Source organism: Sulfitobacter indolifex (assembly GCF_022788655.1).
In the GTDB taxonomy this organism is placed as follows: domain Bacteria; phylum Pseudomonadota; class Alphaproteobacteria; order Rhodobacterales; family Rhodobacteraceae; genus Sulfitobacter; species Sulfitobacter indolifex.
In genome coordinates, this window is record NZ_CP084951.1 from 1,450,370 (window position 1) to 1,464,254 (window position 13,885).

The window sequence follows — 13,885 nt, forward strand, 5'->3', positions numbered from 1 at the left end:
TGTCCAGTTGTGCTAAGCTATTGCGGCCCTGCCTAAAAGTCCAAGGTGCGGGGTGCACAGTCTTGTGAACTGGGTAAAAATGAGTATGTTTGCGCTAACTTTGCTAGCTCTCACAGACAAGGATTAATTGATGGTTTCGCGCGTTATTCCTGTCGACCCCTTTGATTTGGTTATTTTTGGTGGGACGGGCGACTTGGCTCGGCGCAAAATTTTGCCCGGCCTCTACCGGCGTTATTGCGCGGGTCAGATGCCAGAAGAGGCCCGGATCATCGGCGCCGCACGCACAGAGATGGACGTCGCAGGCTACCGCGAAATGGTGTCTGAAGCGATCAGTGAGTTTGGCGGCAAAGATGCTTGCGACAACCTTGACGCATTTCTGGCCAAGCTTGACTACATTGCGATCGACGCACGGGGAGAGACCGGCTGGGCCGAACTGCAGAAGATAATGGCCGGGAAGGATCGGATTGAGGTTTACTACTTCTCCGTCGCGCCCAGCCTGTTTGGTGATTTGGCCGAGCGTTTGCAGCAATGGGGAATGGCGGGCGAAGACAGCCGCATTGTCGTGGAAAAACCTTTTGGCCGTGATCTGGAAAGTGCACGGGCGCTGAACGCAACGCTGGCGACCTATTTCAAGGAACAGCAGATCTACCGCATCGACCACTACCTTGGCAAAGAGACGGTGCAAAATCTCATGGCCGTACGCTTTGGCAATATGCTGTTTGAGCCGCTTTGGAACCGGCAATACGTCGATCACATCCAGATCACCGTGGCCGAGACTGTGGGGGTCGGGGGGCGCGGCGAATATTACGACAAATCCGGTGCCATGCGGGACATGGTGCAAAACCACCTGATGCAGCTTTTGTGCCTGATCGCGATGGAGCCGCCAGCGCGCTTTGATCCTGATGCGGTGCGCGATGAGAAACTCAAAGTGATCCGCGCGCTTGACCCCGTGCTGCCGCATCACCTTGTCCGAGGTCAGTATGAGGCCGAGGCGGGGAATGAGGAGAAGGCGCCCAGCTATCGCGATGCCGTGGAGAACCCGCGTTCGCGCACCGAAAGCTTTGTGGCACTGAAGGCGCATATCAGCAATTGGCGCTGGCATGGCACGCCCTTCTATCTGCGCACCGGCAAACGCATGGTCGCCCGGTCAAGCGAGATCACCGTGGTGTTCAAAGACACGCCACATTCGATCTTTGCCGAAGACGCGGGCCGTCACCGCAACGTGCTGTCGATCCGGCTGCAACCCAACGAAGGCATCACCCTTGGCGTGACGATCAAGGAACCGGGGCCGGGGGGCATGCGTCTTGTCGATGTGCCGCTTGATATGACATTTGCCGAGGCGCTCGGCCCTGATGGGGGCGATCAGGTCGATGCCTATGAGCGGCTGATCATGGACGTGATCCGGGGCAACCAGACATTGTTCATGCGCGATGACGAGGTCGAGGCCGCGTGGGCTTGGACCGATCCGATCATCCAAGGCTGGGAGGCGCGCAATGATGTGCCAAAGCCCTATGACAGCGGCTCTACCGGGCCCACGGATGCAGGTGAAATGATGCGGCGCGATGGCCGTGAATGGCGAAAGGTATCCCCATGAACTTCATCGAATATGCAGACCGCGAAATGCTGGTCATGAATGTCGCCAACAAACTGGCGGGCAAATTGAAATCGGCGCTCTCGGGTAATGACCGGGTGTCGTTTGCCGTGCCCGGCGGCTCTACCCCCGGGCCGATCTTTGAGATGCTCAGCGCGACCGATCTTGATTGGGACCGGGTAGACGTGTTGCTGACCGACGAACGCTGGGTCGATGGGAATGATCCGCTGTCCAACGCGCGGCTGGTGCGGGAGCATCTGCTGAACGACCGCGCTGCCGCTGCGCGGTTCATCCCGTTTTTCCGCGCCGGTCTGACACCGGGCGAGGGGGCAGAGGCTGTGGCGCCCAGTTTGGCCGCCCATATGCCGATCTCTGTTATGCTGCTAGGGATGGGAGATGACATGCACACCGCCTCGCTCTTTCCCGGCGACCCAAGTTTGCATGACGCGCTGGCCGCAGATGCGCCGCTTCTATGTCCGGTCTATCCTCAGGGTCAGCCGACCGCGCGTGTCACGCTCCCGGCACATGTGTTGGATGGGGCATTGAACAAACACCTCGTTATCTTCGGCGATGAGAAACGTGCTGCTTTGGAGCGCGCGGAGACGCTTTCACCGGAGGAGGCACCCATATCAGCGGTGCTTGATGGAACCGAAGTTTACTGGGCAGCATGATGAACATTTGGCAAGACCTTCAAGAAAAACAACGCGGGACCGCAGATCGCAAAATTGCAACGCTGTTCGATGCCCCTGACCGCGCCGAAGACTTCTCGTTGCGCACGCAGTTCATGCTGTTTGACTACGCCAAAACGAATATCGACGCTGAGGCCCGCGCAGCTTTGCTGCGTTTGGTGGACGAAGCAGAGGTGCCCCGCCGCCGCGATGCGATGTTTGCGGGTGCACCGATCAATGAGACTGAAGGCCGCGCTGTGCTGCATACGGCCCTGCGCAACCTTGATGGCGGGCCGATTGAGGTCGAAGGCGCGGATGTCATGCCTCCGGTGCGCGACACGCTGGCGCGGATGCGCAGCTTCGCTGATCAGATCAGGGACAGCGCGATTACCGATGTGGTCAATATTGGCATTGGCGGGTCCGACCTTGGCCCTGCGATGGCGACGCGCGCCCTGACACCTTATCACGATGGGCCGCGCTGCCATTTCGTCTCGAATGTCGATGGCGCGCATATTGCGGATACGTTGCGCGGCTTGGATGCCAAGACGACTTTGGTGATCGTCGCCTCTAAGACCTTCACCACCATTGAAACCATGACCAATGCGCGCACCGCGCGGGCGTGGATGCAAGATCATGGCGGCGATCCGGCCACGCAATTTGCAGCACTCAGCACCGCCGAGGATAAGACCGCCGAGTTTGGGATTAACTCTGCGCAGGTTTTTGGATTTGAGGATTGGGTCGGCGGACGCTATTCCGTTTGGGGCCCGATTGGCCTTTCGCTGATGATCGCCATTGGCCCCAAGGCCTTCGACAGTTTCCTACGCGGCGCGCAGGAGATGGACCGCCACTTTTGTGCCGCCGATCCGGCTGAAAATATGCCGATGTTGCTAGCGCTTGTCGGAATTTGGCACAACCAGATCTGCGGCCATGCCACCCGCGCCGTGCTGCCCTATGATCAACGGCTTGAGATGCTGCCCGACTACCTGCAACAGCTTGAGATGGAATCGAACGGCAAGGGCGTGCAGATGGATGGCTCTGACAGTCCGCGCCATACCGGGCCGGTGGTTTGGGGGGCCGCGGGCACCAACGGTCAGCATGCATTCTATCAGTTGATCCACCAAGGCACCCGCGTGATCCCGTGTGAGTTTCTGGTTGCGGCCAAGGGGCATGAGCCCGACCTACGGCATCACCACGACTTGCTGATCGCTAACTGTCTTGCCCAGTCCGAAGCGTTGATGCGCGGGCGGTCTTTGGACGAGGCACGGGCGATCATGCGCGACGCCGGGCTATCGGGCGATGAGCTTGAACGCCAAGCGCGCCACCGGGTTTTCCCCGGCAATCGCCCCTCAACCACGCTGGTCTATGAAACGCTGGATCCCTTTACTCTGGGCCAGATCATCGCACTGTATGAGCATCGCGTTTTCGTCGAAGGTATCATCCTTGGCATTAACTCTTTTGATCAATGGGGCGTGGAGCTGGGCAAGGAACTGGCCAAGTCGCTGCAGCCGTTGATCGAGGGGGAGGTCTCTGCCGAAGGCAAAGATGGCTCTACTGCAAGTCTGATCAGCTATATTCATCAGCACCGCGACTAGGTTTTGCAATCGAAGGTTGGCCACTAGGCTGCGTGGGCGAAGTCCGGCCGCGCAGCCTTTGCCCATGTCCATCAGCGCCGATCCTCACTTGTCCGTGGGGAAGGCTTGCAACTGCTGCGCCCATTGGACAGTCTGAAGATAAATAATTGGAGGATCCCATTATGCTTGGCCAGATGATGACGCAGCCGCTGCTGATCTCGAGCCTGATTGCCCATGCCGAACGCTATCATCCTGAAGGCGAGATCATCTCGGTTTCGACCACGGGCGGGGTAGAGGAAACCAGCTGGGGAGACGTGGCCAAAAACGCCCGGCGCTTGGGGTCGGCACTGACGGGTCTGGGGCTGTCACCTCAGGCGCGCTGCGGGACGATCGCGTGGAATAATCGGCGGCATTTGGAAATCTACTTCGGCACGTCTGGCGCGGGGTTTATCTGCCATACGATCAACCCAAGGCTCTTTCCCGATCAACTGGTCTATATCCTCAATCACGCTGCTGATGAGGTGCTGTTCATCGACAAGACCTTTGTGCCGCTGGTCGCAGCGATCCGCGATAAGCTTGAGCACCTTAAGCACCTCGTGCTGATGTCTGGCCCCGACACAGAAGCCGCTGAGGCGCTGCCGGGGCTGTTGTTTTATGATGAATTGGTCGCGTCAGGTGACGCGGGTTTCGCCTGGCCGGATCTGGATGAGAACACGGCATCGAGCCTGTGCTACACCTCGGGCACAACGGGCAACCCCAAGGGTGTGCTCTATTCCCACCGCTCGACTGTGCTGCACTCTTTCGGCATCAACATGGCCGACAGTATTGCCATTTCCGCGCGGGATATTGTGATGGCCGTGGTGCCGATGTTCCACGTCAATGCTTGGGGGTCGCCCTATGCCAGCGCCATGACCGGCGCGCGGATGGTGCTGCCGGGGCCGAACCTTGATGGCGCGTCGCTGGTAGGGCTGATCGACAAGTACAAAGTGTCCCTCGCGCTTGGTGTGCCAACGATCTGGCAAGGGCTATTGGCGGCGGCCAAAAAGTCGGGCAGCGAACTGACGAGCCTGGAACGCAGCGTCGTGGGTGGCTCGGCCTGTCCGCCGTCGATGATCAAAACCTTCCGCGAAGATTTCGGGGTTGAAACGGTCCACGCCTGGGGCATGACCGAAATGTCGCCTGTCGGCACTGTGAACAAACCGCTGGCAAAACATGGCGATCTGCCCGAGGCGCAGCAACACAAACTGCGTGAGAACCAAGGCCGTCCGGTCTTTGGCGTAGAGCTTGAGGTCTGGGACGATGAGGGCAACCCGTTGCCGCAGGACGGGAAAACCCAAGGTGCGCTGGTCACACGCGGGCATTGGATTTTGGACGCCTATTACCAATCTGATCGCGCCAGCACACTGCGCGATGGTTGGTTCGATACCGGTGATATCGCGACGATGGACAAGGACGGATACGTCACCATCTGCGACCGGGCGAAGGACATCATCAAGTCTGGTGGCGAGTGGATCAGCTCTGTTGAGCTGGAGAATATCGCGATTGCCCATCCGGATTTGGCCGATGCCGCCGTCATCGGCGCGACCCATCCCAAATGGGACGAGCGCCCGGTTTTGATCGCAATCAAAGCCGAAGGGGCAGACCCGTCCGAGGCCGACATACTCAAAGTATTCGAAGATCAGGTCGCAAAATGGCAGGTGCCCGACCGGGTGATCTTTGCAGAGGCGCTGCCACGCAATGCGACGGGTAAAGTCCTTAAGCGCGATCTTCGGGATCAATTTGGCGATGTGCTACTGCAAGACGAAAGCTGAGGCAGAGCGGCCCCGGTCTTCGGACCGGGGCTTTTTTTTCTAGGCTGTCGCTTATGCTGAACGGCGCAGCTCGCTGTTCGCCAGAGGCCGCGGCAGGGTGAGCCGGAAAGTGCTGCCGACATCGACTTCGCTCTCAAGCGAAAGCCCGCCACCGTGCAGCGTCGCCAGTTGTTCGGCAATCGCCAATCCCAAACCCAGACCGCCATTCTCTCGTGACATGGATCCGTCAACCTGCTGGAAACGCAAGAAAACCCGTTTGATGTTTTCCTCAGAAATGCCGCAGCCTGTGTCGGTCACGCAAAAGGTGATCTCTTCGGCGGCTTGATGCATCTTGAGATGAATGTTGCCGCTGCGGGTGAACTTGATCGCATTTGAAATCAGGTTGTAGAGGATCTGCCGCAGGCGCACCGGTTCGGCGTTGGCTGTCGCGGTGCCGTTGTCCTCATAGGTGAGGGTCAGCCCCTTTGCCTCGGCATCGGGACGCAGATCATCGGCAACGGATCGGGCAATTTCGCTGGCCTCGATCTCTTGCAGGTCCAATTCCATCTTGCCACGCGCAACCTTGGTCCAGTCGAGCAGGTCTTCGACGAGACGCAGCATATGCTTTGACGATCCCGCAATGCCGCCCGCCTGATCAGAGACGAAATCCTGAAATTCATTAACGCTTGAACGAATGTCTGGCGTGGCATTCGGGCTGTTGGTCAGGGCGGTCTGCATGCGCCGCGCCTGCGGCAGTTTTTCTGAATGCTGGAGAAAGGATGCCCGGCCTGAAATAACCGTAAGCGGTGTGCGTAGCTCGTGGCTGACGTTATTGAGGAACTCGGTCTTTTCCCGATCTGCCGCTTTGGCCGCATCCAGCGCGCGTTTTTCGGTGGTCACATCGGTCCAAATGCCCACGGTATACCCATGCGGCGTGCGCGATTCAGTCACCTTGAGCCAGAAGTTGTCGGAAACCTCTAGGTTGAAGGTGCCCGTCGGGTTGCGGAACCGCGCGAGACGCTTGGCGATCCATTTCTCACGTTCCTCAACATCTTTAGGATGCTGATGGCGCGCGACCCAATGGCGCAACAGTTCTTCAATGGTCTTACCGGGCACAAGAAGATCGGCAATCTCGGGATGGTACTCAAGAAATTTGCTGTTCACAGTGACCAGCCGTTCCTTTTCATCAAAGGCGATAAATCCTTCCTGGATCGAGCCGATGCCCTCAGCCAAAAGCGCGTGCGCCTCCTGCTTTTTCAGCGTCACGCGGCGGAACGCCCAAAGGCCTGCCATCAGCGCGATGGTGGCAACCAGCGCGAAGGCGACGAGGTAAGGGCTTTGCGGGGCATAGGGGGGCAGGCCGTTGACCGGGCTGGCCGTGGCTTCCCATGTCTTGCCCAATAGTTCAAACCGCGTGCGGACCGGCGAGCCGGGGTCTGTCGCTTCGGGCTCAATCTCAGGGGGCAATATGCCGGTTGGAAAGGCTTGAAGGCTGTAGATGTAGTCAGCAGCCTGATGCGGGTTTTGATGCGGTTCAAACAGCCGGTCAGGCTGAAACACGATCGACATTACCCCCCAAAAGCGCGGCGCGCCAAGGCCGATAGGGCGTTCAAACACCGGATAGTGCATGATGTAGCCCTTACCCCCTTGCACTAGATCAAGCGGGCCTTCGATGGTTGGGCTTTGGCGTCGATAGGCATTGGCGACACCCGACAACTGGGCTGGAATATTCTTGTATTCCAGCCCAATAATTTCGCCACTCGGGGCTTTGGGATAGCTTTGCGTGATCTTCAAATCCGGCGCGAGGGCAAAGGCTTGAATGCCGGGGTTACGCCCGCGTAACTCTTTCACCAACAATTCGATTTTTTTGTCTTTGAATGCCTCGCCGGACAGCAAGATATTCTCGATGTTCTTGGTAACTAATATGGTTTCTTGGAACTGATGTTGCACCTGATTGCTGACTTCATGCAGCGCTTGCCGCGCATCCTGACGGATGCTGGCGATATGATGCTCGTAATCCAGTTTGACGATCGAATAACTGATGCCGGCCACGCAGCACAGCACGATGAAATTGACGATAATAAACGCCTTGGATGTCGCGTAGTCCCGAAACGTGTTTGCCACGCTTTTATCCTTTGCCTCCGGGCGCCTCTGACATCGTTGGGCCAGCTGCGCGTAAGTTACTTCCCTGTTGGGCGCTACCTTTCTAGGGAATCATGGCAAAATTCGGACATCAGTAGACTTTTCATACGGATGACCTAAGGGAAGCCATCGGACCTTGCGAGGTCCGACCCGTCGCCAGTGCTGGGGCTGTAAATCGGCGTGGAGCGGGTAACGAGAATCGAACTCGTAACTAAAGCTTGGGAAGCTGCCGTGATACCTTTTCACCATACCCGCGCGCTGAAGGTCAGATAATCGGCGCGCCGGGGAAGGTCAAGTCAGGGTTTGATTGCGGTGACGAAATTGATCTCGGCAGGCAAGTGAAAAGGGCCGTTTTCAGCAAAGGGGCGCAGGGCGTCGGCAATTGTTTGACGCAGCTCGTCCACCTGTTTTGCACTCGGTTCGAAATGGGTGACTGCCCCGCCAGCGGGGCCGATGTCGCACATTTGTTGAGCCAGATCGTCGACCGACCCTGCGGGCGTGAGGTCAATCTTGGCCACCTCGCATCTCACTTCGGTCAAGCCCGCCTGCGTGAGGATCGCTTGGATTCGCTCAGGATCGCGAAGCGCGAAGGGGCCGGGTGCATCGGGATCGCTTTTGGGCATCGCGCCGAGGGTCGCGCGGGCGGCACGGGCGGGCAGGGTGAAGAAGGGATTTTCAGGGATCTGCCCCCAAGCGGCAAAGCTCATCCGTGCGCCAGGCGTAAGCTGCGCGGCCATGCGCCTAAAGCTTAAGACAGGGTCGGCAAAGAACATCACCCCAAAGCGCGAGATCAGGCGGTCATAGGGCGGATCAAGTTGAAGCGCCGTCGCGTCGCCATGGTGAAAGGCGATTTGGGGCAGGGCGGCGCTGCGTTTCCGCGCAAGGTTGAGAAGAGGTTCAGAGACATCAACACCCAGCACCGCGCCTGCGGTGCCCACTGCCTCGGCTGCCGCGAGACAAGCTGCACCTGCGCCGCAGCCGATATCCAGCACGCGTAGTCCTGAGTTCAGTTCCGCCCGTGCCAGTACGCCGTCGAGCACGGGTTTCATAAGGGTGTCCAACTCTGCCTGCCGTGCAACCCATTTGTGCCCGGCTTTACTGCTCCAGAATTCGATCTGATCGCTGTTGTTATGATCGCTCATTACGTCGTCTTTCTTCTGCGACGGCGTCCGCCACGCGCGCCCTCTGCACCGCCTGCGCCACCGCCGCCGGTGTTGAAAGTAACGTTCGGCAGGGCAACGAGGCTGTTGAGGATGGGGAAGGGTTCCACCGCGTTGGGAATGGCAGAGGCGTTCACGAAATGCTCCTGAAAACGCGGCTCTACGGCGGTTTCGATCTTGTGGATCGCGCGCACGGTCGCCTCAATCTCGGCGCGTGCGTCGGTGTTCAGCAGCGCGATCCGGGCGCCTGTGCCTGCGGCGTTGCCAGCACTGGTCACTTTGTCGAGTGGCGCATCTGGAATCATGCCGAGCACCATCGCGTGACGCGGGCTGATATGTGCGCCAAAAGCCCCCGCAAGCACAACGCGGTCCACCTTGTCGACGCCGAATTTGTCCATCAGCAAACGCGCCCCGGAATAAAGCGCTGCCTTGGCCATCTGGATTTCACGAATGTCGCGGTTGGTGACGGTGATTTTGGGGCCGCCTTTGTCGGTGCCGTCATAAACCAGATAACTGTTGGTGCGCCCATCGGCAAAAACTGACGGAGAGCCGGTCTGCTCTGCGCTGCCGATCAGGCCCGGGGCGTCGACAATGCCGTGGATGCGCATCTCTGCGACCATTTCGATGATCCCCGAGCCGCAGATGCCGGTAACGCCGGTGCTTGCGACGGCCTCTGCAAAGCCCTCGTCATCAGACCAGATATCGGACCCGATCACTTTGAACCGTGCCACTTTGGTTTCGGGGTCAATCTCGACACGCTCAATCGCGCCGGGGGCCGCGCGTTGGCCGCTGCTGATCTGCGCGCCTTCAAAGGCGGGGCCGGTGGGCGAGGAACATGCCAGCACCTTTTCCTTGTTCCCAAGCAGGATTTCCGCATTGGTGCCCACATCAACCACCAGCATCAGATCGTCGGACTTCTCGGGCGCTTCGGAAAGGGCAACGGCGGCGGCATCCGCCCCCACGTGGCCTGCGATACAGGGCAGCAGGTAGACCCGCGCAGAGGGGTGGATTTTCAGATCCAGGTCCTCAGCCCGCAGTCGTAGCGCGCCAGAAGTCGCAAGCGCGAACGGCGCTTGGCCAAGTTCAAAGGGATCAATGCCAAGCAGCAGGTGGTGCATCACCGGGTTGCAGACAAAGACCGCATCGACGATCAGGCTCTGCTCGACCGCCCCTTCTTCGGCAATCTGGGTAAAAAGCGCGTTCATCCCGTCGCGCACCGCGCGGGTCATTTCTTGCGCGCCCTCGGGGTTCATCATCGAATAGCTGACCCTGCTCATCAGGTCTTCGCCAAAGCGAATTTGCGGGTTCATCACACCAGAGGAGGCCACGACCTTGCCCGTTTGCAGATCGCACAGATGCGCCGCGATGGTGGTGGAGCCGAGATCAACCGCCAGCCCATAGACGGTGCCGTCGTAATACCCCGGCCAGATGTTCATGATCCGCGGCGGGTTCTCCTGATCGCCTAAATGCACGGCGACGGTTACCTTCCACGCGCCTTTGCGCAGAACAGGCTGCATCATCTGCAAGATGTGCAGATCGGCAGTCACCTTCTTCAATTCCCATTGCTCAGCGAGCGCGGTGCGCAGGCGTTCCAGATCGCCCGAAGGCTCATGCATGTCGGGTTCTGTCACCTCAACATAGAACAGCTTCACCGAAGGGTTCAGGACGATGTCCCGCGCCTCAGCGCGTTTGCGCACGACCTGTTTGTGGACTTGGCTTTCTGGGGGAACGTCTATCACCACGTCGCCCTGCACCGTGGCCTGACAGCCCAGACGGCGGCCTTCCTTCAGGCCGCGTTTCTCGTCGTACCGCTCCTCAACCGCGTTCCATTCGCTTAAAGCATCAGGTGCTACGGTGACGCCATGTTTCGAAAACTGGCCATATCCCGGCGAGACCTGACATTTCGAGCAGATACCGCGCCCGCCACAGACTGAATCCAGATCAACCCCCAACTGCCGTGCGGCGGTCAGCACCGGTGTGCCTTTGGGGAAGCGCCCTCTCTTGCCAGAGGGGGTGAAAATCACGAGGGGATCGCTGCTCATCGGGGCCGTCCTTTACTGCTTTGCGCCACCATAGCGTTCCGCGCGGCAGGGGAAAGCCGCTGCGCGGCAATTAGTGCTCCGCCCACGTCATTCCTGCATTGCGGCTTACGCTGGGGAATAGGTCTTTCCAATCCGGGCCATCCGTGAAATAGGAAACCGCCAAATGAACCCATCCAGACCGAGGTGTTAAATGGAGATTCGTGAGGCCCTGACCTTTGATGACGTACTGCTGGTTCCCGCTGCGTCCTCTGTGTTGCCGTCTACCGCAGATACAAGAACCCGCGTCACGCAGAGCATTGCGCTCAACATCCCGCTGCTCAGCTCGGCGATGGATACGGTGACCGAAAGCCGCATGGCAATTGCATTGGCGCAGGCCGGGGGCATGGGTGTTGTGCACCGCAACCTTACGGTTGAAGAGCAGGCCCGCGAAGTGCGCCGGGTCAAGCGCTTTGAATCTGGCATCGTTTACAACCCGATCACCCTGCGCCCCGACCAGACCCTCGCGGATGCTAAGGAACTGCAGGAACGTTACCGCGTGACCGGTTTCCCGGTGGTGGATGACAGTGGCCGTGTGCTGGGCATCGTGACCAACCGTGATATGCGCTTTGCCTCTGACGACCGTACGCCTGTTTCGGTGATGATGACCTCTGACCACCTTGCCATTCTGCAAGAGCCTGCCGACCGCGACGAGGCGATCAGCCTGATGAAGGCGCGCCGGATCGAGAAGCTGCTGGTGACCGATGCCAAAGGCAAGCTGACCGGGCTGTTGACCCTGCGCGATACCGAACAGGCCGTGTTGAACCCAACCGCCTGCAAAGATGATCTTGGCCGTCTGCGCGTTGCCGCCGCCACCACGGTGGGCGACGCGGGCTTTGAACGCTCAGAAGCGCTGGTTGACGCCGGTGTCGATATGATCGTGATCGACACGGCGCATGGTCATTCCGAAGGTGTGGCCCTTGCGGTGACGCGGGCAAAGAAACATTTCGGCGATGTACAGGTCGTCGCGGGCAACGTGGCCACCGGTGCCGCAACCCGCGCGTTGATCGACGCAGGCGCCGATGCGGTCAAGGTCGGCATCGGCCCCGGCTCCATCTGTACCACGCGGATGGTCGCTGGCGTCGGTGTGCCCCAGCTGACTGCTATCATGGATTGTGTGGCTGCGGCGGGGGACGTGCCGATTATCGCGGACGGCGGCATCAAGTTCTCCGGCGATTTCGCCAAGGCGATTGCCGCTGGTGCTTCATGCGCCATGGTCGGCAGCATGATCGCTGGGACCGACGAAAGCCCCGGTGAAGTCATTCTGTATCAAGGCCGTAGCTTCAAAAGCTACCGTGGTATGGGCAGCATGGGCGCCATGGCGCGCGGCTCGGCGGATCGCTATTTCCAGAAAGACGCGGCTTCGGACAAGTTGGTGCCAGAAGGTATCGAAGGCCAGGTGCCGTATAAGGGCAGCGCGGGCAATGTGCTCCACCAACTGGTGGGCGGTTTGCGTGCGGCCATGGGCTATACCGGTTGTGCCACCGTTGACGCGATGCGCCGCGACTGTAGCTTTGTGAAAATCACGGGTGCGGGGCTGAAAGAGAGCCATGTGCATGATGTGCAGATCACGCGGGAATCTCCGAACTATCGGATCGGTTAAGGAAAAAAAAGCAACGGCCTAAGGGTCGTTCTTAATACAAAGGAAGACGGCATGACCCCGGGCGCGCGTGTATCGGCTGCAATAGAAGTTCTTGATGCGATCGCCGGGGGGCTGGCCGCCGAACAGGCGTTAACACGGTGGGCACGGCAGAGCCGATTTGCAGGCTCCAAAGACCGAGCCGCCGTGCGCGACCATGTCTTTGACGTACTACGTCAAAGGCGTACGGCGGCGCATTATGGATGCGGTGAAACAGGTCGCGCGCTGATGATTGGTGTGCTGCACGGGCAGGGGGCCGATCTTGACACTTTGTTCACGGGCGAAGGCCATGCGCCAACTCCGCTAAGCGATGAAGAACGACAGGTCCCGGACGCGCCCGAAGACCGTGCTACAAAGAACAATCTTCCTGATTGGCTCCTGCCCCTTTTCGACGCGGCGCTTGCCGATAAGGCGGACGCAGTCGCCGTGGCATTACAGGCACGCGGACCGATCTGTTTGCGCGTGAACACGGCGCGAATTGAGGTTCCTGCCGCACAGGCATTACTCGCGGAGGATGGCGTTCAAACCTGCGCCAATCCCCTCGCCGATGCCGCTCTGACAGTTACCGAAGGCGCACGCCGCATCCGAAATTCGCGCGCTTTTAGTGATGGTTATGTCGAATTGCAGGATGCTGCGAGCCAGGCGGTCGTCGCCGCTTTGCCTTTGGGGGGTCGGGTGCTTGACTACTGCGCTGGCGGCGGGGGCAAGGCTTTGGCTTTGGCAATGGACCCGTCTCGCGAAATCACCGCTCATGACATTGACCCGCGCAGGATGAGCGATCTTACCCCCCGCGCTGAGCGTGCAGGCGTGTCGATTACTCTGGCCGATGCTGAACAGGCCAAGGCAGGCGGTCCCTACGATCTTGTTCTATGTGACGCGCCCTGTTCCGGCTCGGGTGCATGGCGGCGTGCGGCGGAAGGGAAGTGGACGTTGACCCCTGACCGCCTGGCAGAGCTGACTGGCATTCAGGATCAGATTCTCGATACTGCAGCGGCACTTACGGCGCCGCAGGGTGTGTTGGCTTACGCAACATGTTCGTTGTTCCGCGAAGAGAATGAGGCGCGGGTTGAAGCCTTTTTGACCCGACATCCGGCATGGAAAATCGCGCGGATGGACCGTTATGATGTAACCCCTGATGGCGACGGCTTCTTTTCAGCACAGTTGACGCGCGACTAAACTTCCTCATAATCAACCAATGCGTGCAAAGCGATCTGAGTTAAAGCCCGCTTAACCTCTGTCGCACGTA

The 13,885-nt window shown here is 59.4% G+C and carries 9 protein-coding genes and 1 tRNA gene; 6 read left to right on the top strand and 4 right to left on the bottom strand.

The window, feature by feature from the left end; translation table 11 throughout:
- Nucleotides 1–130 precede the first annotated feature (130 nt).
- From zwf to DSM14862_RS07075, 4 genes are all read left to right on the top strand, one after another.
- Complete coding sequence (gene zwf, locus DSM14862_RS07060) at nt 131–1,594, top strand: glucose-6-phosphate dehydrogenase (RefSeq protein ID WP_007119560.1); 1,464 nt, start codon at nt 131–133, stop codon at nt 1,592–1,594.
- On the top strand, nt 1,591–2,262 hold the full coding sequence (gene pgl, locus DSM14862_RS07065) for a 6-phosphogluconolactonase (RefSeq protein ID WP_007119561.1): 672 nt from the start codon (nt 1,591–1,593) through the stop codon (nt 2,260–2,262). Before zwf ends, pgl begins: the two co-directional genes overlap by 4 nt.
- Complete coding sequence (gene pgi / locus DSM14862_RS07070; RefSeq protein WP_007119562.1) at nt 2,259–3,851, top strand: glucose-6-phosphate isomerase; 1,593 nt, start codon at nt 2,259–2,261, stop codon at nt 3,849–3,851. The genes pgl and pgi overlap by 4 nt, the downstream gene beginning before the upstream one ends.
- 161 nt (nt 3,852–4,012) lie before the next feature.
- Nucleotides 4,013–5,641: a long-chain fatty acid--CoA ligase gene (locus DSM14862_RS07075; protein WP_007119563.1), complete on the top strand. Its 1,629-nt coding sequence runs from the start codon at nt 4,013–4,015 to the stop codon at nt 5,639–5,641.
- Between the two features lie 51 nt (nt 5,642–5,692).
- Here the strand turns inward: DSM14862_RS07075 and DSM14862_RS07080 are convergent, their stop codons facing one another.
- From DSM14862_RS07080 to DSM14862_RS07095, 4 genes are all read right to left on the bottom strand, one after another.
- The gene (locus DSM14862_RS07080; protein WP_007119564.1) at nt 5,693–7,744 is read right to left on the bottom strand and encodes an ATP-binding protein; all 2,052 of its coding nucleotides are present in this window, start codon (nt 7,742–7,744) and stop codon (nt 5,693–5,695) included.
- Nucleotides 7,745–7,943: 199 nt separating this feature from the next.
- A tRNA-Gly gene (locus DSM14862_RS07085) sits at nt 7,944–8,017 on the bottom strand.
- Nucleotides 8,018–8,058: 41 nt separating this feature from the next.
- Entirely contained in the window at nt 8,059–8,904 is an 846-nt protein-coding gene (locus DSM14862_RS07090) for a methyltransferase domain-containing protein (protein WP_007119565.1), read from the bottom strand.
- Nucleotides 8,904–10,964 (bottom strand): ASKHA domain-containing protein, encoded by a 2,061-nt coding sequence (locus DSM14862_RS07095; protein ID WP_007119566.1) that lies wholly within the window; start codon nt 10,962–10,964, stop codon nt 8,904–8,906. Before DSM14862_RS07095 ends, DSM14862_RS07090 begins: the two co-directional genes overlap by 1 nt.
- Before the next feature lie 190 nt (nt 10,965–11,154).
- On the opposite strand from DSM14862_RS07095, the gene guaB reads away from it, so the two are divergent.
- Both guaB and DSM14862_RS07105 read left to right on the top strand, forming a co-directional pair.
- Nucleotides 11,155–12,603, top strand: a complete 1,449-nt coding sequence (guaB, locus tag DSM14862_RS07100) for an IMP dehydrogenase (protein WP_007119567.1) — start codon at nt 11,155–11,157, stop codon at nt 12,601–12,603.
- 51 nt (nt 12,604–12,654) lie between these two features.
- Entirely contained in the window at nt 12,655–13,815 is a 1,161-nt protein-coding gene (locus DSM14862_RS07105) for an RsmB/NOP family class I SAM-dependent RNA methyltransferase (RefSeq protein WP_007119568.1), read from the top strand.
- The last annotated feature ends 70 nt before the right edge of the window (nt 13,816–13,885 follow it).

Bases quoted from the DNA above. Each gene is read 5' to 3' on its own strand.
- pgl (WP_007119561.1), top strand. From the start codon at position 1,591: ATGAACTTCATCGAATATGCAGACCGCGAAATGCTGGTCATGAATGTC.
- DSM14862_RS07075 (WP_007119563.1), top strand. From the start codon at position 4,013: ATGCTTGGCCAGATGATGACGCAGCCGCTGCTGATCTCGAGCCTGATT.
- zwf (WP_007119560.1), top strand. From the start codon at position 131: ATGGTTTCGCGCGTTATTCCTGTCGACCCCTTTGATTTGGTTATTTTT.
- DSM14862_RS07095 (WP_007119566.1), bottom strand. From the start codon at position 10,964: ATGAGCAGCGATCCCCTCGTGATTTTCACCCCCTCTGGCAAGAGAGGG.
- pgi (WP_007119562.1), top strand. From the start codon at position 2,259: ATGATGAACATTTGGCAAGACCTTCAAGAAAAACAACGCGGGACCGCA.
- guaB (WP_007119567.1), top strand. From the start codon at position 11,155: ATGGAGATTCGTGAGGCCCTGACCTTTGATGACGTACTGCTGGTTCCC.
- DSM14862_RS07105 (WP_007119568.1), top strand. From the start codon at position 12,655: ATGACCCCGGGCGCGCGTGTATCGGCTGCAATAGAAGTTCTTGATGCG.
- DSM14862_RS07090 (WP_007119565.1), bottom strand. From the start codon at position 8,904: ATGAGCGATCATAACAACAGCGATCAGATCGAATTCTGGAGCAGTAAA.